Here is a 25,185-nt window from a genome sequence, read left to right on the forward strand (position 1 = left end):
CCGCCCACTGCCGATCCGATAACCAGAACTCTCCAGCCATGATCCACCTCCGTTCCAAAGAGTGAATCACAGCAAGAATGCTCAATCAATACCTTGATTGGGTTTTGACCCTAGAGCATCTCCCGACCTGACTGCGTCGGGGTGTGAGCTCTAATCTTTTGTTTTGACGCATTTTTCTTCACGCGAACAGGAACCACTTCCGCTCGAAAAATGCTCTTGAGCGCAAGGCCCTCCCGCCTCCGACGGGGGGATGAGGAGGCGGAAGGGTCCAGGCTCGCCCGCCGGTCTGGTGGGGGACGGGGCGGCGGGCTCACGGACGATGACCCGGAAAGCCGTACTGGTCGGGCCTATCGACCGCAGCTGCGCGCTAGCCCGCGCCCCGGATGCGGCGTCCGCAGAAAAAGATTTCGGCCGCTGGCGTGCGCCGGATCGATGGCGCGGCTCTGGTCAAAACGTCACATCGGCGCGCTAGATGGCGACCATGACCTTGCTGACCCGCCGCGCCCTCACGACCGCCGCCCTGGCTGGCGCCCTGATCCCCGCCATGAGCTTCGCCGCGCCCAGAAAGCCGATCGTCATCGCTCATCGCGGCGCGTCGGGCCTGAGGCCGGAACACACCGCCCTGGCCTACGACCTGGCCATCGACCAGGGCTGCGACTTCATCGAGCCCGACCTGGTCCCGACGAAGGACGGCCACCTGATCGCCCGGCATGAGAACGAGATCGGCGGAACCACCGACGTCGCCAGCCATCCGGAATTCGCCGGCCGCAAGGCCACCAAGACCATCGACGGCCAACAGATCACCGGCTGGTTCACCGAGGACTTCACCCTGGTCGAGATCAAGGCGCTGCGGGCCCGCGAGCGCCTGCCGCAACTTCGTCCCGGCAATACCAGATATGACGGCCAGGCCCAGCTTCTGACCTTCGACGAGGTGGTGGCCATCGCCAAGGCGGGCAGCCAGCGCTCGGGGCGAACGATCGGCGTCTATCCCGAGATGAAGCATCCGACCTATTTCGCCGGCATCGGCCTGCCGGTCGAGGATCGCCTGGTCGCCCTGCTCAAGGCCCATGACCTGAACTCAGCCACTGCGCCGGTCTTCGTCCAGTGCTTCGAGGTTGGGCCGTTGAAGGCCATCCGGGGCAAGACCAAGGCACGACTGGTGCTGCTGACGGCGGGTCAAGGCGGTCCGGCCGACCTGCCCAACGTCACCTACGCCCAGCTTTGCAGCCCCGAGGGCCTGAAAGGTGTGGCGCTCTATGCCGACGGCCTGGGCGCGGAGAAGACCCAGATCATCCCGCAGGACGCCGACACCCTGCTGCCGGCCACCAGCCTGGTGAAGGACGCCCACGCCGCCGGCCTGGTGGTCCACCCCTGGACGGTCCGGGCCGAGAACTACTTCCTGCCGGCGTCCTTGCGCCGGGGCGACCCGGCCGCAGCCGACTATCTGGCCCAACCGGGCGAGGTCTCGAAGGTGTTCAAGGCGCTATACGCCGCCGGCGTCGACGGGGTGTTCAGCGACTTCCCCGGCCTGGCGGTCGCCGCGCGGGGCTAGGAAGGCGGATCGGACGGAGCCGAACGTTTGCGGCGCCGCCGTCACCGGTGCAGCGTGCGCGCTTAGCGCCGAGCTCGCGCTCGCCGGCCTCCAGCGTCAGACGTCCGGCGTCAGACGCACGAAGTCCCGAGCGAAAGTCGGCATGAGCGGAGTTTTGGGGGAGCGCTTGACGCCCCCCACGTCACCCGCAGCACCTTCTTGAAAACAGACGGGAGGACGTGATGCCGCAGCCCTTTAAGGTCGCCTGGAGCGACGCCGCGATCGGCAAGGTCCTGGACCAGGTCCGGGCCTATGAGTTCCCGGCCGCGCCGGAGGGCGGTGGCTGGAACCACGGGTGCGACGCCCAATTCCTCAAAGAGATCACTGCCTATTGGACCGACGGCTTCGACGTCGCCGCCGCCATGGCGCAGCTCAACCGATTCCCGCAGTTCACCGCCCGGGTCGAGGATTTCGACCTGCACTTCGTCCACGTGGTCGGCGAAGCCCAAGGCAAGCGCCCGCTGCTGCTCAGCCACGGTTGGCCGGGCAGCCACTACGAGTTCTGGGCGGCCATCGAGCCCCTGGCCTTCCCGTCGCGCCATGGCGGCGATCCGGCCGACGCCTTCGACCTGGTGATCCCGTCCCTGCCGGGCTTTGGCTTCTCGTCCAAGCCCGCCAAGCCGATCGGCCAGCGGACCACCGCGCGCCTCTTCAACAGCCTGATGACCGACGTGCTCGGCTATGACCGCTACCTCGCCCAGGGCGGCGATTGGGGTGGGCTGATCACCTCGTGGCTGGGGCTGGACCACGCCGCCCACGTCAAGGCCATCCACCTGAACATGATCGGCTTTCGCCCCGCTGGTCCGCCCCAGGGCGAGGCCGAGGTCGCCTGGGTGCAGCGCACCGCCTTCGCCATGGACATGATGGGCGCCTATCTGCGCCTGCAGGTCTCCAAGCCGCAGTCCCTGGCCTGGCTGGGAGCCAGCAACCCGGTGGGCCAGGCCGCCTGGATACTGGAACGCTTCCACGATTGGGCCGACCTGTCCGGAAAGTCGTTCGAGCAGGTGTTCAGCCGCGACCAGCTGCTGACCAACCTGATGATCTACGTGATGACCGGCAGCTTCACGACCGGGGCCTGGTACTATCGCGGCCTGATGGAGGAGGGCGGGATCACCCTGCCCGAGGGCGTGCGCTGCGAGACCCCCACCGCCTTCGCCAACTTCCCGGGCGAGGTGCTCTACCAGGCTCCGCCGCGCACTTGGGCCGACCGGGCCTACACCATCACCCGCTGGACCGAACTGCCGCGCGGCGGCCATTTCGCGGCGATGGAAGAGCCTGGACTGTTCGTCGACGAGGTCCGGGCCTGGGCGCGCGCCGTGGGCTGACCTCGCTAGACAACCAACAAAGTTTGTCATCCCGGACAAGGCCCAACGGGCCGCAGATCCGGGACCGCCGGAAGCGCCTGCGTTCACGGGTCGGTCCCGGATCTGCGGCCCGTTGGGCCTTGTCCGGGATGACAACCGCTTTGGGTGAAAGGCGAAGGCCACTCCGGGTAGGTTGGTGGCGAGCGAGAGGGGTCTTGCCGGGCCGCCGAACCCGCCCTATCGCAATCCCATGAGCCAAGCCCGCTACGACTTCGCCTCCGACAATGTCGCGGGCGCCATGCCCGAGGTGATGGAGGCCCTGGTCGCCGCCAATGCCGGAACCGCCTCCGGCTATGGGACCGACCATGTCAGCGCTGCGGCGGCCGATCGCATTCGCGCCCTGCTCGACAGCGACGCCGAGGTGCGGTTCACCGCCTCGGGCACGGCGGCCAACGCTTTCGCCCTGACCTGCCTGGCGCGTCCGCATGAGGCGGTGCTGGCCCACGAGCACGCCCACATCTGCACCGACGAAACCGGCGCTCCCGGCTTCTTCGGCCAGGGCGTCGGCCTGATCGGCCTGCCCGGCGCCTCGGGCAAGATCGAACTGCCGGCGCTGGAAGCGGCCCTGGCCGAACCCGACGTCTCCTACCGCCAACCGGCCGCAGCCCTGTCCCTGACCAACGCCACCGAATATGGCACGGTCTATGGCGCCGACGACCTGGCCGCCCTGATCGCCCCGGCCAAGGCCCAGGGATACGGCGTACACCTCGACGGCGCTCGCCTGGCCAACGCCGTGGCGGCGGGTTTTGACCTCAAGCGGGTGGCCAAGATCGGCGTCGATATCCTGGTGATTGGCGGCACCAAGGCCGGCTCGACGCCGACCGAGGCCGTGGTCTTCCTCGACAAGGACCTGCACCGCCGGCTCGATGCCCGCCTCAAGCACGCCGGCCAACTGGTCTCCAAGGGCCGGTTCCTGTCGGCCCCCTGGCTGGGCCTGCTAGGCGAGGACAATGACGGCGGCCCGTGGGCGGCGCGGGCGGCCCACGCCAACGCCATGGCGCGCAAGCTTGCGGACCTGATGCCCTTCCCACTGCGCCACCCGGTCGAGGCCAACGGCCTGTTCGTCGATATGGACGACGCGGCCCTGGAGCGGCTGCGGGGCCGGGGCTGGTTCGTCTACCGCTTCCTCGACGGCACGGCGCGGTTCATGTGCTCCTGGGCGACAACGCCGGAGATGGTCGAGGAACTGGGCGAGGCCTTGCAGAAAATCGCGCTCGACGAACCCGCACAGTCACGCTAAGCGTGTTTACATCCACAGAGTGAGCGTGGATGGGGAAAACGGGGGTTTTCTGTGTTCAATTTGCGTCATCTCGCCATCGTGGCGTGCCTGTTTCTGGCAGCCTGCACCACCACCAACACCCGCCTGGCCGATTCGGCCAAGACGGCGGGCAAGCCGCCTGCGGGCGCCAAGGTGCTGATCGTCCAACCCGATATCGAGCTGTCGCTGCTGACCGTCACCGGGCTTTCCGAGGCCCGGGCTGACTGGTCCAAGTCGGCGCGCGACAACGTGCGCGGCGAGCTGAAATCCGCCGTTAGCGGCAAGGCCCTGACGCTGCGCGAACTGGATCCGGCTGCGGTCGAGGAGCCCAGAGTGGCCCAACTGCTGCGCCTGAACGAAGCGGTCGGGACCTCGATCCAGGGTTTCGACTACGGCCTCTGCAAGCTGCCGACCAAGAATGGCTTCGATTGGACTCTGGGCGAAGGCGCCCAGGCGCTGGGCCAAGCCTATGACGCCGACTACGCTCTTTTCACCTTCAGCCGCGGCGCCTATTCGAGCGGTGGCCGCAAGGCGGCGATGGTGGGCATGGCCCTGCTCGGCGTCAGCCTGCCGACCGCCCAGCAGACCGCCTTCGTCTCGTTGGTCGATCTGAAGACTGGCCGGATCGTCTGGTACAATTTCGCGGTGGCCGGCGCGGACTGCGACATGCGCACGCCCGAAGGCGCCAAGACCTTCGCCCAGGCCCTGCTGAAGAACGCGCCGCTCTGATGGCTCGCCTCGCCCGCCGCTCAGCGGGCGTGACGGCTCTGATCGCGTCCGCGACCCTGATGGTCGCGCCCGTCCAGGCCCAGCCGCGCGCGCCGCATCTTCGCCCCGCCGAAAATACCGACGAGGGCGGCATCTGGTCGATCTCGGAAAAGACCGAACTCAAGGCCAAGACCTCGCCCGAGCGCAATCGCGACCCGGCGCTCAACGCCTATGTCACTGGCCTGACCTGCAAGCTGGCCAGCGACTATTGCGACGAGGTGCGGGTCTATGTGATGGACCGTCCGTTCTTCAACGCCAGCATGGCCCCCAACGGCTATAGCGAGGTGTGGTCGGGCCTGCTGCTACGCGCCCAGACCGAAGACGAGCTGGCCTTCGTGCTGGGTCACGAGATCAGTCACTTCGCCGAGAACCATTCCGTGGAGTCCTGGCGGGCGATGAAGTCGCGGGCCGCCAACGCCATGGTGCTGCAGGCCGTGGTCGGCGTGGTGGCGATGGGCGCGGCGGTTAACTCCGGCTCGGCCCAGAGCGCCAACGACATCATGCGCACCGCCAGTTCGGTGAGCGATATCATCTATCTGGGGGCCATCGCCGGCTATTTCAGCTACTCGCGCGACAACGAGAGCCAGGCCGACGCCCTGGGCTTCCAACGCATGATCAAGGCCGGCTACGAGCCCGCTGCGGCCGTCTCGATCTGGCGAGGCCAGATTGCAGAGACCCAGGCCTCCAGCTTCGCCAAGGTGCGCGCCGCCCAGGCCCGCGCCAGCATCTTCAGCACCCACGCACTGAGCACCGACCGCGTGCAGGTCCTGGAGAGCCTGGCCAAGGCAGCGCCACCCGCCAAGGCCGGCGACCGCCACGTCTATCGCGCCGTGATCCGACCGCACCTGGCCGGCTGGCTGAAGGACGACCTCCGCCGCCGCGACTATGGCGAGACGCTGGCCGTGATCGAGCGTCTGGACAGCCTGGGCGAGGACCGGGGCCTGCTGGCCTATTACCGCGCCGAGGCCTATCGCCAGCGGCGCGGCGACGGCGACCTGGCCAAGGCGCGAGAGGCCTATGCGGCGGCGGCGGCCTATCCCGACGCGCCCAGCGCCACCTGGCGCGTGTTGGGTGATCTGGCCGCCCAGGCCGGCGACAAACCCGCCGCAAAGACCGCTTATGAGACCTATCTGGTCCGAACGCCCGACGCCCAGGACCGCTGGATGGTCGAGGCCGGCCTGAAGAAACTGACCGAAGGAGCCATCTGATGAACACCTCGTCCGCGCGTCCGCTGCTGGCCGTCTGCGCCGCCCTGGCGCTGTCGGCCTGCGTCAGCATCACTGCAGCCCCGGCCGGGCCCTACAAGGTCGGCGCGGCCCAAGTGACCCTGGGCCATGAGTGGTCCGATATCAGCGCCATCATGTTCCAGCGGCCCGCCAAGGTGCGTCTGCTGTCGATGGACGGGCCGCTGCTAAACCGCCTCTATGTCACCGACGGCCTGGCCCCCGGCGAATTCATGGTCAAGCCGATGGCCAAGGAGCGCCCGACCCCAACCTATCGGGCTGGCATGTCGCCCAACGAACTGGTCGAGTTCGTCACCGACAGCGTCTCGGCCCTCGACTATCAGCGGGTCGAGACCGACAATCTGCGGCCGGCCAAGTTCGGCGCGAGCGACGCGGTGCGGTTCGACATCAAGGCCAAGTCGAAGGAGGGCTTGGACGTCTCGGCCACCGCCCTGGTCGCCCAGGCCGCCGGCAGGCTCTATGTGGTGCTCTACATCGCCCCGACCGAACACTATTACGCGGCGGAGCTGCCTGAGGTGGAAACGGTCATCGGCTCGGTGAAGCCCGCAGCCTGAGGCGGCCCAGCCTTCCCCTGAGGCGCGAAGGTCAGGATAGGGCCGCCCTGGGTGGCCCCGGTCGCCCCCAGCATCGCGGCGATCTGCGCCGCCGGCTTGGGACGGCTGATGAAATAGCCCTGGATCTCGCCGCAGCCCTGGCGGCGCAGCTCGTCCAGCTGCTCCACCGTCTCGACGCCCTCGGCCGTGGTGGTGATGCCCAGGCTGGCGCCCAGGTCCAGCACCGCCTTGATGATCGCCAGGGCGTCGGGATCCTCGAGGATGTCGCGCACGAAGGTCTGGTCGATCTTGATCTTGTCGAACGGAAAGCTGCGCAGATAGCTCAGGCTGGAATAGCCGGTGCCGAAGTCGTCCATCGAGATCCGCACGCCCAGGGTCTTGAGGTCATGCAGGATCGACATGTTGCCGGCGGTGTTGTGCAACAGCACAGACTCGGTGATCTCCAGCTCCAGTCGCTCGGCGGGCAGCCCCGAGGCGGCCAGGGCCGAGACCACGGTTCTCACCAACTGCTTGTCGCGAAACTGCGACGGCGACAGATTGACCGCCAGGCGCACATGGTCGGGCCAGCCGGCCGCCTCGCGGCAGGCCTCGCGCAGCACCCATTCGCCCAGCGGGTTGATCAGGCCGATCTCCTCGGCGAGCGGGATAAAGTCGCCCGGCGAGACCATGCCACGCGTCGGATGGTTCCAGCGCAGCAGCGCCTCGCAGCCCATCACCCGGTCGGCGCCGAGGCTGAACAGCGGCTGGTAATAGAGTTCGAACTGGCCTTCGACCAGGGCCAGGCGGAGGTCGAGCTCGAGGGCGCGGCGGGCCTGGAGCTGTTCGTCCATCGCCCGTTCAAAGAAGTGGAAGGTCCCACGCCCGTCGGCCTTGGCGCGGTACAGCGCCATGTCGGCCTTTTTCAGCAACTCATCGGCGCCCGCCCCGTCCGTAGGCGATATGGCCACCCCGACGCTGCCGCCGATCATCACCTGGTGGCCCTGCAGGTCGAAGGTCTCGGCCAGAGCCTCGACGATCCGGCTAGCCAGACGCGTGGCGCCGGACAGGTCGGTCAAACCGGTCTGCACCACCGCGAACTCGTCGCCGCCCAGCCGCGCGACGGTGTCGCCCTCGCGCACGCAAGCCCGCAGACGCTCAGCGGCGGTCTTCAGCAGGGCGTCGCCGATCGGATGGCCGAGGGTGTCGTTAACGGTCTTGAAGCGGTCCAGGTCGACGCAGTGCACCGCCACCAGTTCCTCGCGCCGCGCGGCCCGGGCCAGGGCCGCCGACAGGTCCTTCTGAAATAGCAGGCGGTTGGGCAGGTCGGTCAGCGGGTCATAATGGGCCAAACGGGCGATCTGAGCCTCGGCTCGCTTGCGCTCGGCGATGTCCTCGGAGACGCCCAGCAGATATTCGGCCTGGCCGTCGGGGCCGATGATGGCGATCTTCTTGGTGCGCAGCAGGGCGATGGAGCCGTCCTTGCGCGGCACGTGGTCTTCCTCGATCACCCGCACCTCGCCCGACGAGATCACCTCGGCGTCGCGCGCCCGGTAGATCGCCGCTTGCTCGGGCGGATAGAAGTCGGCGTCGGTGCGGCCGATCATCTCGGCGCGGGGGTGGCCGAGCATCTTCTCGCCGGCCCGGTTGAGCAGGACATAGGCATGGTCGTCGGCCCGCTTGACGAACACCATCGAGGGTATGGCCTCGACCACCGCCGTCATGAAGGTGTGGGCCTGGTCGGCGGCGGCCTTGGCGGCGGCAAGGGCCTCGACGCCCCGGCGGTTGGTCTCGTTGGCGGCCTGCAGCAGACCCAGCACCGTGCCGACCCCCAGATAGCGCCCGCCGTCGGTGACGATGAAGCCGCGCAGCAGGTCGGACGCCCGATAGGACAGGCTGTCGCTGGTGAAGGCCGCCAGCTCGACATCGGCCTCGACCACCAGGGGCTGGGCGTCCATCAACACCGAGATCGGCCGATTGGCGTAGAGGGCGCGGCCATATTCGGCGGCCATGCGCAGGAAAAAGGCGTTGCGCTCCACGAGACCGATGGGCCGGTCTTCATCGTCGAGCACCGGCACGATCAGTGTGTCGGGCTCTTCGCGGAATCGGTCATACAGCGTTTTGCCCAGGTCCTCGGCCCGTGCGGGCGCGAGGGATGAAACGGTGTCTCGCAAGGTGAACATGATACGCCTCCACTATTCGGTGGAGGGACCATTTCTCGGCTAACGGTGTGCTAACCTGAACGCTGAAGCGCTGCTATTTCGTGAAAACTTCACGGTGACGTCACAGTGCTTGCCGGGGTGTTTACCGCAGGCGTCTTTTACCCCCTGGCGGCCGCTATCCGCTATCGATAGCGCTCAAGTTCGCCAGCGCGCTGGCGGGTCTGGTCCAGCACGCAGACCTCGGCGTCGATCTTGCCCTGCTGGCCGAACTCCGACTCATCGGCTTAGGGCAAGCATTCGGCGTCGCGGGACGCGATCCAGCCGCGTTGGGCGGACCTCAATGCGGCCTTCTGCTCCGGCCTTTTCAATCACGCAATGGCGGCCTTGTAGGACCGGTTGAGACGCCCGTCCTGGACGTCGGCGAGGTAGGAAACGCAGTTCAAGACGGCGATATTGGGTCCCGGTTCCAGGCAGTGATCCACCGCCGAGGGGCGCTTGGCCGGCGCTGGCCTGGCCTGGACGATAGGCGCGGCGGCCAGGAGCAGGACGGTCGCGACGACGAGAAAGTGCATTATCGAGTAAGCTCCACCCTGGAGCGCCGCCTTAGAGGACTTCCGGTCGCACGCCAGCGAACATCGATTTTCGAGGCCGGCGGCGGGTCCCGAACCTACTGCAGCCCTTCGCGCCCAATGGCGTAGAACCGCGCCGCGCGCTGTTTCTTCAGCTCGGCGGCCGACAGCTTCATCAGGGCCTTCAGTTCGTCCTCGACCGCGTCGCCCACCGCTTCGATGGCGGCGGAGGGATCGGAATGGGCCCCGCCGGCCGGTTCCTCGACGATTCGGTCGACGATCTTCAGGCCGATCAGGTCCTGGGCGGTGATCTTCATGTTGGCGGCGGCGTCCTTGGCCCGGGCGCCGTCGCGCCACAGGATCGAGGCCGCGCCTTCCGGCGAGATCACCGAATAGATCGAGTGCTCGAGGATCAGCACCTTGTTGGCGCCGGCCAGGGCGATGGCCCCGCCGCTGCCGCCTTCGCCGACGATGGTGGCGATCATCGGCGTGCCCAGCACCAGGCCACGCTCGGTCGAGCGGGCGATGGCCTCGGCTTGGCCGCGTTCCTCGGCGCCCAGGCCCGGATAGGCGCCGGCGGTGTCGACGAAGGTGATGACCGGCAGGTTGAAGCGCTCGGCCATGTCCATCAGCCGCACGGCCTTACGGTAGCCCTCGGGGCGGGCCATGCCGAAATTGTGCTTCAGGCGGGTGGTGGTGTCGTGGCCCTTCTCGTGGCCCATGACCACAACCGGGATGCCGCGGAACCGGCCCAGGCCGCCGACGATGGCCTGGTCGTCGGCGAATTTGCGGTCGCCGCGCAGCTCGACGAACTGGTCGATCAGGCCGGCGATATAGTCCTTCAGGTGCGGGCGCTCGGGATGGCGGGCGACCATGGTCTTCTGCCAGGCGTCAAGGCCGGCATAGGCCTCCTTGCGCATCTGCTGGGCGCGATCGCGCAGGGCCTGGATCTCGCCGTCGAACGCGCCGGGACCAGCCGTTTCGGAGAGCTTGGACAGCTCCTCGATCTTGCTTTCCAGATCGGCGATGGGTCGCTCGAAGTCGAGATAATGCGCGGCCATGAGTCTCTTAACGTCGCCGTTGCGGAAAGGTGGCGAACCTAGAGCGCGAAGACGCAAAACGGAACCGGTTTTGGCGGCGCCCAGGTCCTAATTCGCCCAACCTCCGACTCAAGCGGGACTCATTGCTTGTTTAGGAAGGTTTGGCGGAGACCTCGGCCTGCGACTCGTCGTCGCAGCGACACCGTCACTCAGCCGGAACCCTTTTGAGTCCTGGGGATTCGCCTCCCAGGAGAGTCCCGTTTCGAAACCCATGATCCCTGGCGGGAGACGGGACTATCGCCTATATCCCACCGGTCGGCTCAGAAAACAGCCGACGCCCGCGGCCCCGCCCATCGAATATGGACCCGGTCCCGCCTGATGCGAACGGACGTTCCCATGCAGGTGTTCACTTTCTTCTGTGTCGAGCCGGATGGCTCGGTGCCACGCTTCGATGTCACCCCCTGCCTTGACGACGCCGCCGCGCGTCGCCGCGCCGAAGACCTGGTCGGCGTGCACCGCGGCTGCGACACCATCGAGGTCTGGCGCGGCGCGACACGCCTGTTCGACGTGACGTCGGCCCAGCGGGCGGCGGCCTAAGCTCGATAAAACCGTGCAAGACGGCCGCGCTTTACGGTAGCAAATTCGGTCGCTATTCGGAGTCCGCGCCATGACCATCGAGCCCGCCCGCCCCTCCGCCGTCGTCGATGACAGCGGCCATGGCGGCGTCCAGATCCTGATCAGCGCCGGCCCCGCCCGGTTCGTCGGCGACCTGTCGCCCTCGCAAGGCGGCCTGGACCTGGGCCCCAACCCCCACGACCTGTTGGCCGCCGGCCTGGCGGCCTGCACCACCCAGACGCTGCGGCTTTACGCCAGGCGCAAGGCCTGGCCGTTGGGCGCGGTGCATGTGGCGGTGACCTGGCGGCGAGACGTGACGGCCTTGCCCGCCGACATCTTCGATCGCGAAGTCACCTTGGGGGGCGACTTGGACGAAGCCCAACGCGCGCGGCTGATAGAGATCGCCGAGCAGTGCCCCGTGCACAAGATGCTGACGGCGGGGTCGAAGATCGAGACGCGGCTAGCGTAGGTTTAGCGAACACTTGCCCCCTACGGATCGCTTTGCGATCGTCTTCCCCCAGAGGGGGAAGAGCCCCGCCGCCGGCGCCTTGCGAGCTCCGCCCCCTATGGGCGCGGACAGACCGCGAAGCGGTCAGGTGGGGGCAAGTGGGTGAGCCTCAGAACCCATACAGCGCCGCATACTCCGCATCCTTCCCCGCGATCTGCCGGGCGCAATCGACCATGACCTTGGCCTGTTTCCAGGTCGCGTCGTCCTGCATCTTGCCGTCCAGCATCGCCACGCCCGTGCCGTCGGGCATGGCCTCCAGGATGCGGCGAGCAAAAGCCACCTCGTCCGGCGCCGGCGAGAACACCCGCTTGGCGATGTCGATCTGGCTGGGATGCAGGCTCCAGGCGCCGGCGCAGCCCATCAGGAAGGCGTTGCGGAACTGCTGCTCGCAGGCCACGGGATCGTCGATGGCCCCGAACGGACCGTAGAACGGCTTGATGCCATGGGCCGCGCAGGCGTCGACCATCTTGGCGAAGGTGTAGTGCCACAGGTCCTGCTGCACCGAGACGCGGGGCGACCCGTCGGTGTGCGGATCCTCGATGACGCGGTAGCCGGGATGTCCCCCGCCCACCCGCGTGGTCTTCATGGCCCGGCTGGCGGCCAGGTCGGCCGGGCCCAGGCTGATGCCCTGCATGCGCGAGCTGGCCCCGGCGATCTGCTCGACATTCATCACCCCCTCGGCAGTCTCCAGGATGGCGTGCAGCAGGATCGGCCGGGTCACCCCATGCTTGGCCTCCAGCGAGGCCAGCAACTGGTCCATGTAGAAGATGTCCCACGGCCCCTCGACCTTGGGGACCATGATCACGTCGATCTGGTTTCCGGCCTTCTCGACCAGGGTGGCCACCTCGTCGAGGTGCCAGGGTGAGTTGAGGCAGTTGATCCGGACCCACAGGCCCACGCCCAGGGCCTTGAAATCGGTGGCGCGGGCCAGCTCGATGGTTCCAGCCAGGGCCGCGCGCTTGGCGTCAGCGGGGATGGCGTCCTCCAGATTGGCCAGGATGACATCGACGCTCAAGGCGATCTCGGGGATCTTGGCGCGGACCTTGTCCAGGTGCGGCGGCACGAAATGGATCATCCGCTCCACCCGCGCGGGTGGCTCGCGCCAAGGCGTGGGGGCGCCGATGGCCAGGGGTTTGAAAAAGCCTCTGGGGGTCTTCATGCGCGTGCTCCCGGCGTCGTGTTCTTATTTCGCAGTTGCGAGAAGATTGCGGCGGCGCGGTAGCGGGGTCAAGACTGACGCATGGGTCAGGGCTTAGGAGGAGGTCCTTCGACGCTCGTCGCCGTTGATACGGCCGCGATGCGCGCGCTCAGGTCCGTGTTGAAGAACGCGTCGAACCAAGTCTTTTTTGCGGGTTCGCCCTTGAGACCCTTCACGGCCGCGCGCTCCCCAGGCGTCATGTCGATCTTGGTGTAGCCAAGGGCCGACATGCACGTATCGACATATTCAGCCCGAGCCTTGGCTTCCATATAGCCTTGCATGAAGCCCGTCGCAGCGGCCGCGCCCGCCTGGGCGGCGAGCGGTGCGCGCAACGGAACCATCGGTGGGCGCGCCGTCGGGTCCACGAACGCCTTGTTGCAGACCTTATAGTCAGCGACCGTCCCGTCATAGCTCGCCCCAGGCTTGACGTGAATCATCATGGGCCGCGCGGCCAAGGCTGGACCCGCAGCAAGCGCGAGAAGGAGGCCAATCCCGACGCTGTAACGCTTCGCAAAATCTTGCATAATCAAGTCCCCCGATACGGCTCTAATCTCTACCTCAGAGCGAGCGGTCAGGAAAGCGGCTCAAACGCCCTCAGGCCGGCTTGGCCGGCGGCCCCTGCACCGGCGGCGGCGGTTCCTCGGAACCCTCACGTTTGAGATCCTCGGCGGCGTCGTTGCGCGATACGGCGGCGGTCTTGGTCCTTCGGCCGGCGCGAAGCGACCAAGATCCCAAAGCCCCTTTCCCTCCCCGCTTTGGGGAGGGAAAGGCCTAGTCTTTTTACCGCCCCACCATCGCCAGCCCGGCCTTGGAATAGCGCGCGCCCTCGATCTGCGTCTCTGGCACCGCCGCCGCGATCCGGGCGAGATCGTCGGCCGACAGCACGACATCCGCCGCGCCGACATTTTCCTCGACGCGCGAGGCCTTGGTCGTGCCGGGGATCGGGGCGATATTGTCCCCCTGGTGGAGAATCCAGGCCAGGGCCAGTTGGGCCGAGGTGACGCCCTTCTCGGTCGCCAAGGCGGTCAGGGCCTCGACCAGCGACAGGTTCTTGGTCAGGGCCTCGCCCTGGAAGCGCGGCAAGCCGCGGCGGAAGTCGTCCTTGGCCAGGCCCGCGTCGCTGGTCAGCGTCCCGGTCAGAAAGCCCCGACCTAGCGGGCTGTAGGGCACCAGGCCAATGCCCAGTTCCCGGATCAGCGGCAGGGTCGCCTTCTCCAGATCGCGGGTCCACAGGGAGTATTCGCTCTGCAGAGCCGCCACGGGTTGGACGGCGTGGGCCTTGCGGATGGTCTCGGGACCCGCCTCCGACAGGCCGAAATGCTTGACCTTGCCCTCGGCGATCAGGTCCTTGACCACCCCGGCCACGTCCTCGATCGGCACGTTCGGATCGACGCGGTGCTGGTAGAACAGATCGATCACCTCGACGCCGAGACGCTTCAGCGAGGCCTCGGCCACGGCGCGGATGTGCTCTGGCCGGCTGTTGACGCCGACCATCCGGCTGGTGCCGTTGGCCGCTTCGGGCGGGGCGATGTCGAAGCCGAACTTGGTGGCGATCACGACCTTGTCACGGAACGGCTTCAGCCCCTCGCCGACCAGCTCCTCGTTGACATAGGGACCATAGACCTCGGCGGTGTCGAAGAAGGTGACGCCCAGCTCAACGGCGCGGGCCAGCACCTTGAAGGTCTCGGCCTTGTCGGGCGCGGGGCCATAGGCCCAGCTCATCCCCATGCAGCCCAGGCCGATCGCCGAGACTTCCAGGCCGTCGCCGAGTTTGCGCGTCTTCATGGGGGAGCTCCGTTTGGTATGTATCTGCAGCATATAGGCACGCGATCAGCCCTCTCCCAGAGGGCTTCTAGATGGCTTCCCTCGCCTGAAACCACGGGATGATCCGCCGCAACGCCTCCTCCACCTCGGCGGTCGAGACCGCGAAGCTGAAGCGGATGAAGCGACCGCCGTCGACTGGGTCGAAATCGACGCCCGGCGCGGTGGCCACGCCAGTGTCGCGCAGCAGGGCCTCGCAAAAGGCCAGGCTGTCGTGCGTCAGGTGTCCGATGTCGGCATAGATGTAGAAGGCCCCGTCCGGCGGGGCGATCGAGGCCAGGCCGAGGGCCGGCAAGGCGTCAAGCAGCAACTGACGGTTGGCGCGATAGACGTCGCGATGGCCTTCCAGTTCGTCGATGCAATCCATGGCTACGAGGCCGGCGTGCTGGCTCAGCGACGGCGGGGTGAGGAACAGATTGCCCATGAAGGCTCGAGCCCGGGCGATCCCCTGCGGCGGCGCGACCAGCCAACCCAGCCGCCACCCGGCCATGCTGAAATACTTGGAGAAGCTGTTGACGATCAGGGCCTGGGGCTCGAACTCCAGCATCGAGCGGGCCGCCTCGCCATAGCTGAGGCCGTGATAGATCTCGTCGGAGATCACCGCGATCCCGCGCGCGCGACAAACGGCCGCCAAGGCCTTCAACTCATCAGCCGGGATGATGGTGCCGGTCGGATTGGCCGGGCTGGCGACGATCACACCCGCCGGCGGCGGGTCCAGCGCCGACAGGTGGGCGGCGGTCAGCTGGAAGCCGCTTTCCGTCCCGCAGGCGATCTCCACCGGAACCAGGTTCAGGGCCTTCAGGGTATTGCGATAGGCCACATAGCCCGGGCGGGCCAAGGCCACCCGGTCGCCGGGCTGGAAGCTGGACGCCAGTGCCAGGACCAGGGCGGGCGACGCCCCACAGGTCAGGATGATCCGTTCTGGATCGACCTCGACGCCGTTCTGCTCGGCGTAGCGCGTGGCGATCGCCGCCTTCAGCCGCGGGCTTTCCCAATAGCCCATGCCGTCGGTGTCGAGCACCCGATGGGCCGTCTCGATCGCCGCGCGGGGCGCGCCGGTCGAGGGCTGGCCAAATTCCATGTGGATGATCGACGCCCCGGCCGCCTTCATCTGATGGGCGATGCGGCTGATGGCGATGGCGTGGAAAGGTTCGATTTGCGAGGGGGGCATGGAACGTAACTAGAGCGCCGCGCCCGCCGCGACAACGTCCGCTGGCGGAAAAGCGCTGGCCCTGTCGGAATGACTTCCGGCGGATCGTCCTTCGACTGAAGCGGCCAGTATCCGCTCACCGCGAAGGATGACGCCATGCCGAAGATCAGCCCATTCCTGTGGTTCGACACCCAGGCCGAAGAGGCCGCCAACTTCTATGTCTCCGTCTTCCCCAATTCGAAGATTACCAGCGTCTCACGCTATGGCGAAGGCGGCCCCGGCCCGGCCGGCAGCGTGATGACGATCGGCTTCGCGCTGGACGGCGAAGCCTTCACCGGCCTGAACGGCGGCCCGCACTTCCAATTTACCGAGGCGGTGTCGTTCGTCGTCCATTGCGAAGACCAGGCGGAGGTCGATCACTATTGGGAGGCCTTCACCACCGACGGCGGCAAGGCGGTGCAATGCGGTTGGGCCAAGGACAAACACGGCCTGTCCTGGCAGGTCGTGCCCAATATCCTGCTGGAATTGATGGGCGGCCCCGAAAAGGCCAAGGCCCAGCGCGTGGCTGCGGCGATGATGCAGATGGTCAAGCTGGACATCGCCGGGTTGAAGGCGGCGGCGGAGGGGTAGGCCCTAGCGTTTACCCTAGGCCTTCTTGACGAACTCCACCCGCAGCACCAGGCCGCGCACCTTCTCGACATTGGCCTCGATCTCGTCGGTGTCACCGGTCAGGCGGATGTTCTTGACCAGGGTTCCGCGCTTCAGGGTGACGCCACCCGAGCCCTTGACCTTGAGGTCCTTGATCAGGGTGACGTTGTCGCCGTCGGCGAGGACGGCGCCGTTGCTGTCGCGGGTTTCATCGGCCATGGGGCGCCCCTTCGGATCGAGGCGCGGGGCGTACCACGCCTCAGCCCTTTTTTGCCAGCGGATGCTTGCTCTTCACCACCGCCGCCAGATGATCCCCGGCCACGTGAGTGTAGATCTGGGTCGTGGCGATGTCGGCATGGCCTAGCAGGGTCTGGATCACCCGCAGGTCGGCGCCGCCTTCCAGCAGGTGCGTGGCGAAGGCATGGCGTAGGACGTGGGGGCTGACCGCTGCGCGATCGATGCCGGCGGCGATGGCGGCGTCCTCCAGCAGTTGCGACACCCGCCGCGCTGTCAGCTTGCCGCCCTTGCCGCGCGAGACGAACAGCCACGGGCTGTCCTTGACGCCTTTCGGAAGAAAGCCGGCCCGAACCTCCAGATAGGCCTTGACGGCCGCACGCGCGGCGTCGTTCAGCGGGGCCAGCCGCTCCTTGCCGCCCTTGCCCCTGACCATCAGGAAAGCGGGGTCGCGGGCCAGGGCCGCCAGGGGCAGGTTCAGCAGCTCGGAGATCCGCAGGCCCGAGGCGTAGAGCAGCTCGATCATGCAGGCCAGGCGCACACCCTGGGCGCCGTCCTTGGCGGCCGCCGCCGCGATCAGCCGCTCGACCGCGTCGCGCGACAGGACCCTGGGCAGCGGCCGTCCGGCCTTGGGGGCCTCGACCCGGCGAGAGGGATCGTCGTCCCGCCAGCCCTCGCCCAGCGCGAAGCGATAGAACTGGCGCAGGGCCGACCGGCGACGGGCGGCGGTGGCGGGGGAGAGGCCCCGCGCGCCCAGGTCGGCGAAATAGGCCTCGATCGCCTCGGTCGAGGCCCCGTCCAGGTCGCCGCGCGAGGCCAGGAACGCCCGCGCGTCGGCCAGGTCCTTCTCATAGGCGGTCAGGGTGTTACGGGCTGCGGCGCGCTCGACGGCCATCATCTCAAGGAACGCGTCGATCCAGCCGGCGGCGGATGCGCTCATTTTACCTGCAGCCCCAACAGCCCCTCCACCGCGAGGGCGCGGGCGTCGGCGTCCAGCCCGGCCTGGGCCAGGGCGCGGACCAGGCGAGCGCGATCCACCGGACCAGGACCGCTCGCGCCAGCGTCAGCCGACACCGATAGCGCCAGCAGCGCCGTCTCGCCCTGGCGATGAGCGGCGGCGGCGGCGTCCAACACCGTCAGCCGAGCGGCCGAGGCGGCGGACTTGCCGGGATCGAAGGTCGCGAACCGGGCGCGGGCCTCGGGCCCCATCGTCCCGCCCAAGGCGGCGAGGATCAGGGCGGCGGGCTGGGCAGCCGACTTGGCGCCCGCCTGGGCGCCGCGCTCCACCAGACCATCAAGGATCTGGGCGTTGGGCTTGCCGGCCGCCGCCGACAGGGCGGCGTCGAGCAGGCTCAGGTCGGTGGCGGTGGCGCCAGGAATCTGGTCCTGGGTCAGCCTGCCACGGATCGACTGGGCGGTGGCGAGATCTCCCGCCGCCAGGGCCGCCTTGGCGAACAGCACCGGGTCCTCCAGCGGCGCGTCGGCGCGCGCCAGGGCTGCGATCAAGGCGGTCGATGCCTTGGCGGCGTCGATGAACGCCGGCAAGCCCTTGGCCTGGCGCAGCGAGGCCACGTCGGCGGTCTGGGCGGCGGTCAGGTCGCCGCCGCTTGCCAAGGCGGCCATGTCGCCTGACGGCTTGAGCACGGGTTTCAGGGCCGGTGAGGCCGTCGCGGCGGCGGCTTGCAAATCCAGGCCCAGCTTGCGCGACAGGGCGTAATTTATGCCGTTGCTCAAATTGGCCGCCCCGGCCGGCGAACCGCTCAGCAGGGCGTTCATCAGCCGCGTGTAGTCGGCGTCCTGGGTCTGGCCAGCGGCCAGGTTGAGCGTCAGTTGCGCCGCGTCGGTCTGGCCGGCCAGGGCCTGGCAGAAGGCCCGCAGCCGCAGCCAATAGGGATTGCTCCTGTCGACGCCCAGCGCCTCGCCCACCGCGCAGGCCTTGGCGTCGGCCCCGGTGATCAGCGCCGCCTCGGCCGCCGCCATCGACAGCGCTGAGTTGCCGGCCACGCCGGGGGCGCGGTCGAGAACAGCGCCGGCCCCAGCCGCATCCCCCAGGGCGATCAGGGCCATGGCGCGAGCCGCGCCCATGTCCGGCTCGCTCCCGACCTCGGCCGGACCGTTGGCGCCGGTGGCCAGCACGCGATACGCCAGAGCCGCGCTGGCCGGCGACAGCGGCTTGGCGGCCAGCTTGGGCAGCACCTCGCGGGCGATGCCCGGCGCGGTGTCCTTCCAGAGGTCGGCCGATAGCCCGGTGTCGCCCGCCGGGGTCGAGAACAGGTCCGGCGGCGCCAGGGTCTGGACCTGGACCTGGGCCCAGGCGGCCCCGAAGGCCGATGTCGAAAACAGCGTGGCCAGAGCCAGCGCCGAGACGGTCGTGAGTCGCTTGGAAGAAGCCATGGGCCAAGTATGCCGCAGGTTGACGTCTGGTGAAACTTCTAGCCCTCGCGGCGAGCTTGGGCGCGCGCTTGTCCCAAGCCTTGGCGGAGCGGCCCGGCCTCGTGTAAACCGGCAGGAGGCATGACCGACCAACCCGCCCCTTCCCGCGCCCATCTGCGCCACAAGACCATCGTTCTGGTCGGGCTGATGGGCGTCGGCAAGTCCAGCGTCGGTCGCCGCCTAGCCACGGCGCTGGAGCTGCCGTTCCGCGACGCAGACACCGAGGTCGAGGCGGCCGCAGGTCGCACGATCCCCGAGATCTTCGCCGAGATGGGCGAAGGCGCCTTCCGCGACGGCGAGCGGCGGGTGATCGCCCGACTGCTGGACGAGCCGCCGCACGTGCTGGCTACTGGCGGTGGGGCTTTCGCCAACGCCGAGACCCGCGCCCTGATCAAGGACAAGGCCGTCGCCGTCTGGCTGAAGGCCGACCTCGAGCTGCTGGCGCGCCGCATCGGCCGCAAGGAAGGCCGCCCGCTGCTCAAGAACCGCGACCCGCTGATGGTGTTGCGCGAGCAAGCCCACGCCCGCTACCCCGCCTATGGCGAGGCCCACCTCACGGTCGAGCCCGGCGACACCGCCCACGGCGTGGCGGTCGAGGCGGTGTTGCGGGCGCTCGACGTCCATCTGGCCCCGACCTCATCTTCTGAAAGTGAAATCCAGTGATCCGTAGCATTCCGGTAGGCCTGGGCGCGCGCGCCTATGATGTGGTCGTGGGAACCGGACTGATCGACAAGGCCGGCGAGCACATCGCCCCCCTGCTGAAACGCCCTCGCGTGGCCATTGTCAGCGACACCATTGTCGGCGAGCAGCATGGCGAGCGCCTGACCGCTTCGCTCGAGCACGCCGGCATCGCCACCGACGTGATCCTGGTGCCACCCGGCGAGGAGACCAAGAGCTTCGAGGGCCTGGCCGACCTGACCGATCGGCTGCTGGCGCTGGGCCTGGAGCGCGGCGACATGGTCATCGCATTCGGCGGAGGGGTGGTTGGCGACCTGACGGGCTTCGCGGCGGCGATCTACAAGCGCGGCATCGACTTCATCCAGATTCCCACCACCCTGCTGGCTCAAGTGGATTCGTCCGTCGGCGGAAAGACCGCCATCGACACCCCGCGCGGCAAGAACCTGATCGGCGCCTTCCACCAGCCGCGCCTGGTGCTGGCCGACCTCGACATCCTGGCCACCCTGCCCGCCCGCGAGATGGCCTGCGGCTATGCCGAGATCATCAAGTACGGCCTGCTGGGCGATTTCGCGTTCTTCGAGTGGCTCGAAACTAACGTCAAGGCCGTGCTCGAGCGCGACACCGCCGCCCTGGTCAAGGCCGTGGGCCGCTCGGTCGAGATGAAGGCCGAGATCGTCGCCGAGGACGAGAAGGAGGCCGGTCGCCGCGCCCTGCTCAACCTCGGCCACACCTTCGGCCACGCGGTCGAGGCCGAGATGGGCTTTGGCGACGGGCTCAAGCACGGCGAGGCCGTCGGCCTGGGCATGGCGCAGGCCTTCCGGTTCTCGGTCCGCCAGGGCCTGTGCTCCACCCAGGACGCCGTTCGCGCGGAGGCGGCGATCAAGGCGGCGGGCCTGCCGACCAGGCTGGCCGACATCCGCCCCGCGCCGTTCGACGCCGACGCTCTGGTCGCCCACTGCGGCCAGGACAAGAAGGCGCAGGGCGGGACGCTCACCTTCGTGCTGGTCCGCGCGATCGGCGACGCGTTCGTGGCCAAGGACGTGGATCGTGAGGCGCTGCGAGCCTTCCTCGTGGAGGAAGGCTCGGTTTAGGCGTTCGCCGCGCTATCGCGCATGGACTCCCCAAAATCTCTCCTCGATACTCGCCTAAAAGTTTTGAGGTGGGTCATGAAAACATTCACGTGCATTGTCGCTTCCATGGTTCTGGCCTGTAGCGCCCTGCCCGCCTGGGCGGCCGAACCCAAGTACGAAGTCGCCTTCGCCAGCTTCGCGCCGATCAACAGCGACATCTTCCTCGCCGACGCGGACGGTAGCCATGCGCGGCCGTTCCTGCCCGACGCGGAACTGGACTCCAACGCCAGCTTTTCGCCCGATGGAAAGTGGGTGCTCTTCACGTCGCGGCGGGCTGGGACCTCGGACATCTACCGCGCCCATCTCGATGGCTCGGGACTGGAACCCCTGGTCGCTTCGCCCGCCTATGACGACCAGGCTGCTCTTTCGCCCGACGGCCGTTCGCTGGCCTTCGTTTCGAGCCGTGGCGGCCAGGCCGACATCTGGATCCTGGACCTGGCCAGCAAGGCGGTGCGCAACCTGACCCACAACCCGGCGGGCGACTTTCGCCCGTCCTGGTCGCCGGACGGGCAGTGGCTGGCCTTCTCCTCGGATCGCGAGTCCAGCCATCCCCGCTCGCCCAAGGGTGACTTCTCGATCCGCCACTCAACCGAGATCTATGTCGTAAAGGCCGACGGCTCGAGCCTGCGCCGCATCACCCAGGACGGCCAGTTCGGCGGCAGCCCCTCATGGTCGCCCGATGGCGCGAAGCTGGCCTTCTACGCGACCACGATCGAAGAGGTGCGCAACATCACCAGTCCCATGCGTTTGCGAGGGATCAGCCAGATCGAGGTGATCGACGTCGAGACCGGCGCGCGCCAAGCGCTGACCTCGGGCCCGGGCGAGAAATGGTCGCCGCATTGGCTGTCGTCCGGCAAGGTCGGCTACGTGACCGGCGGTCCCGAAGGCGGCGTTGAGACGATCAGCGGGCCCTCTGGCGCCCGGGGCGAGTTCAACAGCCCCAGCTGGTCGGCGGACGGCCGCCATATGCTCTTTCACCGCGAGGTGGACAAGACCTGGCCGCCGGATCGCCGCTGGGTCTCCCTGGATCCAAGGTTCGCCCTCAAACGCGTCGGCGTCTTCCCGTCCTATTCCCCCTCCGGCGATCGCCGGGTCAGCAACGACAAGACCGCGGGCATCCTGCACAACAGCATTCTAATAATGCGGGCCGACGGATCCCAGGCCTCCGTCCTGTTCAGCGATCCCCAAAAGAGCGCGCTGGCTCCCAGCTGGTCGCGCCAAGGCGACCGGATCGCGTTCGGCCTCGGCCAGTTCTTCCAAGGCCTCCAAGGACCGGCCCGGGCCGACATCGCCGTTATCGACACCAAGGGCGGCGGCCTCAGGATGTTGACCCAGGGCGGCGGCAATTTCGGTTTCCCCGACTGGTCCCCCGATGGCCTCCACCTCGTCTATCGCCAGGCGGGCGCGGTCCGGGCGCTCGATATCCTCGATCTGGACACCGGCGCGTCCCGTGTGCTGCTGAGCGGGCCCGCGCACTACAATTTTCCCACATGGTCGCCGACCGGCGGCGTCATCGCCTTCACCGCCGACATCGACGGCGACTACGAGATATATTCCATCCGCCCCGATGGCTCGGACCTGAAGCGCCTCACGCGTTCGCCTGGCAACGACGCCCACAGCGCCTGGTCGCCCGATGGCCAGTGGATCGCCTTCGCCAGCGGCCGGGGCGGATTCAAGGACGAAGCGCTGCTTCACCCGGCCAACCCGCAGCCCTATGGCGAAATCTTCGTCATGCGCGCCGATGGCTCGCAAGCCCACGCCCTTACCGACGAACCCTATGAGAAGGGCTCTCCGACCTGGGCGCCTGTCGGACCGCCCTCCGGACGCTGAGGCGCCGGTCAGCGGCGAGACCTTTCGAGCGCGTTGGTGGCCTATTTCCACCAGCCTACTTCCCGCTTTGCGCGGAGGAAGCGTAGGAAGGCGGCATGATCCTCACCGCCATACTCGGCCTCGCGCCGATCATCGTCGTCCTGTTGGCGATCTCAGCCCTGTTTTCGGCCGCCGAGACGTCGCTGACCGCCGCCTCGCGAGCTCGCATGCACCAGTTGGAGCGGGAGGGGGATCGTCCGGCCAAGCGGGTCAACAGGCTGCTGGCCGATCAGGAGACGATGATCGGGGCGGTGCTGCTGGGCAACAATCTGATCAACATCCTGGCCTCGGCCCTGACCACCCAGGTGCTGACCGCCGCGATCCCCGGACCCTGGGGCGTGGCGGCGGCGACCGGGGCGATGACGGTTCTGGTGCTGGTGTTCGCCGAGGTGCTGCCCAAGACCCTGGCGATCCTGAAGTCCGACGACGTGGCGCGCTTCCTGTCGGGGCCCACCCTGCTGATGGTGCGGCTGTTTGGCCCGATCATCTACGCCATCCAGTGGATCGTGCGGCGGACGCTGCGGCTGTTCGGCGTCAAGCTGACCATGGAGGTCGACGTGCTGGCCGCCCACGAGGAGATTCGCGGCGCGGTCGAATACCATCACTCCGAAGGCGGGGTCGAAAGCGGCGACCGGCGGATGCTGGGCGGGGTGCTGGACCTGTCGGACATGGACGTCTCGGAGATCATGGTCCACCGCAAGTCGATCACCCTGATCGACGCCGACTTGCCGATCCGCGAGTTGGTGGCCGAGGCCCTGGAGGCCCAGCACACCCGCATCCCGCTCTATCGCGACAACGCCGACAACATCGTCGGCGTGCTGCACGCCCGCGACCTGCTGCGCGCCATGGCCGCCGCCAATGGCGACATCGACGCCATCGACGTGGCCACGATCCAGCGCGAGCCGTGGTTCATCCCCGACACGACGAACCTGAAGGACCAGCTCAACGCCTTCCTCAAGCGCCGAAGCCATTTCGCGCTGGTGGTCGACGAGTACGGCGCCCTCCAGGGCCTGGTGACCCTGGAGGACATCCTCGAGGAGATCGTCGGCGAGATCGAGGACGAGCATGACACCAAGGTCGAGGGTCTTCGTCCTCAGGCGGACGGTTCGGTGCATGTCGATGGCCACGTGACGGTGCGCGACCTCAACCGGGCCATGGATTGGCGGCTACCGGAAGGCGACGCCGTGACCATCGCCGGCCTGGTGATCCACGAGGCCCAAACCATTCCCGAACCGGGGCAGATCTTCATCTTCCATCATCACCGCTTCCAGGTGCTGCGCCGTCAGCGTAACCAGGTCACCGGCCTGCGGATCAGCGGTCGCTTGGAAGACGCTGTGCGCTAGAGTGATGTCGCGGTCTTGACTCACTGCCTCTCCTGATCGGCAGCAATGCTTCGATGGGATGCAACTCCCGCCGGGCCATAAGTCGGATGCCATACCTAACTAATTGATTTCCTGAGCATTTTCCGACGAATCCGTTTAAACTCACGCCCTTCTCGGGCGCAGGATTACTTCAGCAAGGAACTTTCACCTTGGCGATGTGTCACCGGCGCGCTGGGTGTAATGCGCAGGGCGTGATGGGGGTTAGACAGCTTGGCCAAGGCGATGGGCCACGTCCGAGGGGGCGGGATCGAGGACACAGGTGACCTGGCCCTGAAGATCCAGGATCGCCGTTTGCTGACCCTGACCCAAACCGGACGCTGCGGCCCCGCACCCCTCTGCCGCCGCGCCCCTCTGCCGCCGCGCTGCGGTCGCGCCGTCCGATGGCGGCAAAGCGGCATCGCGCGCGAACTGTCCGCTGAAATCAATCTGGCCTATGATAGCCTTGACGTCATAAGCACCACGATATTGCCGATCCGTGCTCTGGAGCCTTGAAAAATGAAGACCCTCGCCGCCCTTAGAGTCTTGGTGGTTGAAGACGAGGCTCTGGTCTCCATGCTTGTGGAGGACATGCTGAGCGACCTTGGCTGCGTGGTCGTCGGCCCCGCCGCCGAACTCGAAGAAGCCTTGCGCCTGGCCGCCAGCGCCGACATCGACGCCGCCCTGCTGGACGTCAATCTGGGCGGCCGCCCGATCTTCCCGGTCGCCGACGCCCTGAAGGAACGCGGCGTGCCGTTCGCCTTCGCCAGCGGTTATGGCGAGGCGGGCCTCTCGGAGGACCACAGGGGCGCCACCGTGCTGCAAAAGCCGTTCCGCGAAGCCGACCTGCGCCGCGTGCTCGAAGGCCTGGCTGCCCAGGTGGTCTAGCCTAGGTGGACTAGGGTCCAGACTCATTGAGCCCACCAGATGATGATTGCGGCGATGAAGACGGCGCTGGCGAAGATGGCGGCGAGTTTGTCGTAGCGGGTTGCGACGCGCCGCCAGTCTTTGAGCCTG

The 25,185-nt window shown here is 67.7% G+C and carries 26 protein-coding genes and 1 pseudogene; 15 read left to right on the plus strand and 12 right to left on the minus strand.

Annotation, left to right across the window (positions count from 1 at the left end):
* Positions 1-472: 472 nt before the first annotated feature.
* The 6 genes from ACP7AG_RS20080 to ACP7AG_RS20105 all read left to right on the plus strand — a co-directional run bounded on the left by ACP7AG_RS20080 (position 473) and on the right by ACP7AG_RS20105 (position 6,779).
* Positions 473-1,552: a glycerophosphodiester phosphodiesterase gene (locus tag ACP7AG_RS20080; protein ID WP_426033090.1), complete on the plus strand. Its 1,080-nt coding sequence runs from the start codon at positions 473-475 to the stop codon at positions 1,550-1,552.
* Positions 1,553-1,773: 221 nt separating this feature from the next.
* Positions 1,774-2,916, plus strand: a complete 1,143-nt coding sequence (locus tag ACP7AG_RS20085; RefSeq protein ID WP_426033092.1) for an epoxide hydrolase family protein — start codon at positions 1,774-1,776, stop codon at positions 2,914-2,916.
* Positions 2,917-3,145: 229 nt separating this feature from the next.
* On the plus strand, positions 3,146-4,195 hold the full coding sequence (locus tag ACP7AG_RS20090; protein ID WP_426033094.1) for a beta-eliminating lyase-related protein: 1,050 nt from the start codon (positions 3,146-3,148) through the stop codon (positions 4,193-4,195).
* 51 nt (positions 4,196-4,246) lie between these two features.
* Positions 4,247-4,942: a hypothetical protein gene (locus ACP7AG_RS20095; RefSeq protein WP_426033096.1), complete on the plus strand. Its 696-nt coding sequence runs from the start codon at positions 4,247-4,249 to the stop codon at positions 4,940-4,942.
* Positions 4,942-6,189, plus strand: coding sequence for a M48 family metallopeptidase (locus ACP7AG_RS20100; RefSeq protein ID WP_426033098.1), 1,248 nt, complete (start codon positions 4,942-4,944; stop codon positions 6,187-6,189). The genes ACP7AG_RS20095 and ACP7AG_RS20100 overlap by 1 nt, the downstream gene beginning before the upstream one ends.
* Positions 6,189-6,779: a hypothetical protein gene (locus ACP7AG_RS20105; RefSeq protein ID WP_426033100.1), complete on the plus strand. Its 591-nt coding sequence runs from the start codon at positions 6,189-6,191 to the stop codon at positions 6,777-6,779. The genes ACP7AG_RS20100 and ACP7AG_RS20105 overlap by 1 nt, the downstream gene beginning before the upstream one ends.
* Here the strand turns inward: ACP7AG_RS20105 and ACP7AG_RS20110 are convergent.
* The 4 genes from ACP7AG_RS20110 to ACP7AG_RS20125 form a co-directional block, all read right to left on the minus strand.
* The gene (locus ACP7AG_RS20110; RefSeq protein WP_426033102.1) at positions 6,719-8,938 is read right to left on the minus strand and encodes a putative bifunctional diguanylate cyclase/phosphodiesterase; all 2,220 of its coding nucleotides are present in this window, start codon (positions 8,936-8,938) and stop codon (positions 6,719-6,721) included. The two genes, ACP7AG_RS20105 and ACP7AG_RS20110, sit on opposite strands and share 61 nt — an antisense overlap.
* Positions 8,939-9,201: 263 nt before the next feature.
* Positions 9,202-9,285 carry a lysozyme inhibitor LprI family protein gene (locus ACP7AG_RS20115; protein WP_426014742.1) on the minus strand — a complete coding sequence of 28 codons (84 nt, stop codon included), beginning with the start codon at positions 9,283-9,285 and terminating at the stop codon, positions 9,202-9,204.
* Positions 9,286-9,489 carry a hypothetical protein gene (locus tag ACP7AG_RS20120; protein ID WP_426014429.1) on the minus strand — a complete coding sequence of 68 codons (204 nt, stop codon included), beginning with the start codon at positions 9,487-9,489 and terminating at the stop codon, positions 9,286-9,288. It abuts the gene before it with no gap.
* 95 nt (positions 9,490-9,584) lie between these two features.
* Positions 9,585-10,547, minus strand: coding sequence for an acetyl-CoA carboxylase carboxyltransferase subunit alpha (locus tag ACP7AG_RS20125; RefSeq protein WP_426014428.1), 963 nt, complete (start codon positions 10,545-10,547; stop codon positions 9,585-9,587).
* Between the two features lie 375 nt (positions 10,548-10,922).
* On the opposite strand from ACP7AG_RS20125, the gene ACP7AG_RS20130 reads away from it, so the two are divergent.
* Both ACP7AG_RS20130 and ACP7AG_RS20135 read left to right on the plus strand, forming a co-directional pair.
* Positions 10,923-11,123: a hypothetical protein gene (locus ACP7AG_RS20130; RefSeq protein WP_426014426.1), complete on the plus strand. Its 201-nt coding sequence runs from the start codon at positions 10,923-10,925 to the stop codon at positions 11,121-11,123.
* Between the two features lie 70 nt (positions 11,124-11,193).
* Entirely contained in the window at positions 11,194-11,610 is a 417-nt protein-coding gene (locus tag ACP7AG_RS20135) for an OsmC family protein (protein WP_426033104.1), read from the plus strand.
* A 148-nt stretch (positions 11,611-11,758) separates the two neighbouring features.
* Here ACP7AG_RS20135 and ACP7AG_RS20140 read toward each other — a convergent pair whose 3' ends face one another.
* From ACP7AG_RS20140 to ACP7AG_RS20155, 4 genes are all read right to left on the minus strand, one after another.
* Positions 11,759-12,808 carry an HpcH/HpaI aldolase/citrate lyase family protein gene (locus tag ACP7AG_RS20140; RefSeq protein ID WP_426033106.1) on the minus strand — a complete coding sequence of 350 codons (1,050 nt, stop codon included), beginning with the start codon at positions 12,806-12,808 and terminating at the stop codon, positions 11,759-11,761.
* Between the two features lie 86 nt (positions 12,809-12,894).
* Positions 12,895-13,287, minus strand: coding sequence for a hypothetical protein (locus ACP7AG_RS20145; RefSeq protein ID WP_426033108.1), 393 nt, complete (start codon positions 13,285-13,287; stop codon positions 12,895-12,897).
* Positions 13,288-13,627: 340 nt separating this feature from the next.
* The gene (locus tag ACP7AG_RS20150; RefSeq protein ID WP_426014417.1) at positions 13,628-14,632 is read right to left on the minus strand and encodes an aldo/keto reductase; all 1,005 of its coding nucleotides are present in this window, start codon (positions 14,630-14,632) and stop codon (positions 13,628-13,630) included.
* Between the two features lie 67 nt (positions 14,633-14,699).
* A complete protein-coding gene (locus ACP7AG_RS20155) occupies positions 14,700-15,839 on the minus strand; it encodes an aminotransferase class I/II-fold pyridoxal phosphate-dependent enzyme (protein WP_426033110.1) in 1,140 nt (379 codons plus the stop codon).
* Between the two features lie 135 nt (positions 15,840-15,974).
* Between ACP7AG_RS20155 and ACP7AG_RS20160 the strand changes: the two genes are divergently transcribed.
* Positions 15,975-16,448, plus strand: coding sequence for a VOC family protein (locus ACP7AG_RS20160; RefSeq protein WP_426033112.1), 474 nt, complete (start codon positions 15,975-15,977; stop codon positions 16,446-16,448).
* A 15-nt stretch (positions 16,449-16,463) separates the two neighbouring features.
* On the opposite strand, the gene ACP7AG_RS20165 is transcribed toward ACP7AG_RS20160, so the two are convergent.
* The 3 genes from ACP7AG_RS20165 to ACP7AG_RS20175 are packed head-to-tail and all read right to left on the minus strand — an operon-like array spanning position 16,464 to position 19,094.
* A complete protein-coding gene (locus ACP7AG_RS20165) occupies positions 16,464-16,685 on the minus strand; it encodes an alkylphosphonate utilization protein (RefSeq protein WP_426014409.1) in 222 nt (73 codons plus the stop codon).
* Positions 16,686-16,725: 40 nt separating this feature from the next.
* Positions 16,726-17,640 carry a site-specific tyrosine recombinase XerD gene (locus ACP7AG_RS20170; RefSeq protein WP_426033114.1) on the minus strand — a complete coding sequence of 305 codons (915 nt, stop codon included), beginning with the start codon at positions 17,638-17,640 and terminating at the stop codon, positions 16,726-16,728.
* On the minus strand, positions 17,637-19,094 hold the full coding sequence (locus ACP7AG_RS20175; protein WP_426033116.1) for a hypothetical protein: 1,458 nt from the start codon (positions 19,092-19,094) through the stop codon (positions 17,637-17,639). Before ACP7AG_RS20175 ends, ACP7AG_RS20170 begins: the two co-directional genes overlap by 4 nt.
* 120 nt (positions 19,095-19,214) lie before the next feature.
* Between ACP7AG_RS20175 and ACP7AG_RS20180 the strand changes: the two genes are divergently transcribed.
* The 6 genes from ACP7AG_RS20180 to ACP7AG_RS20205 all read left to right on the plus strand — a co-directional run bounded on the left by ACP7AG_RS20180 (position 19,215) and on the right by ACP7AG_RS20205 (position 25,056).
* Positions 19,215-19,796 (plus strand): shikimate kinase, encoded by a 582-nt coding sequence (locus ACP7AG_RS20180; protein WP_426014404.1) that lies wholly within the window; start codon positions 19,215-19,217, stop codon positions 19,794-19,796.
* Positions 19,793-20,902, plus strand: a complete 1,110-nt coding sequence (aroB, locus tag ACP7AG_RS20185; protein ID WP_426033118.1) for a 3-dehydroquinate synthase — start codon at positions 19,793-19,795, stop codon at positions 20,900-20,902. The genes ACP7AG_RS20180 and aroB overlap by 4 nt, the downstream gene beginning before the upstream one ends.
* Before the next feature lie 75 nt (positions 20,903-20,977).
* Entirely contained in the window at positions 20,978-22,771 is a 1,794-nt protein-coding gene (locus ACP7AG_RS20190) for a hypothetical protein (protein ID WP_426033120.1), read from the plus strand.
* A 98-nt stretch (positions 22,772-22,869) separates the two neighbouring features.
* Positions 22,870-24,153, plus strand: coding sequence for an HlyC/CorC family transporter (locus ACP7AG_RS20195; protein ID WP_426014741.1), 1,284 nt, complete (start codon positions 22,870-22,872; stop codon positions 24,151-24,153).
* Positions 24,154-24,402: 249 nt separating this feature from the next.
* Positions 24,403-24,684: a hypothetical protein gene (locus tag ACP7AG_RS20200; protein WP_426033122.1), complete on the plus strand. Its 282-nt coding sequence runs from the start codon at positions 24,403-24,405 to the stop codon at positions 24,682-24,684.
* A gap of 3 nt (positions 24,685-24,687) precedes the next feature.
* On the plus strand, positions 24,688-25,056 hold the full coding sequence (locus ACP7AG_RS20205) for a response regulator (protein ID WP_426014398.1): 369 nt from the start codon (positions 24,688-24,690) through the stop codon (positions 25,054-25,056).
* A gap of 23 nt (positions 25,057-25,079) precedes the next feature.
* Here the strand turns inward: ACP7AG_RS20205 and ACP7AG_RS20210 are convergent.
* Positions 25,080-25,185, minus strand: a pseudogene (locus ACP7AG_RS20210) (IS5/IS1182 family transposase); the annotation flags it as partial.

Source organism: Caulobacter sp. DWP3-1-3b2 (assembly GCF_049896325.1).
In the GTDB taxonomy this organism is placed as follows: Bacteria; Pseudomonadota; Alphaproteobacteria; order Caulobacterales; family Caulobacteraceae; genus Caulobacter.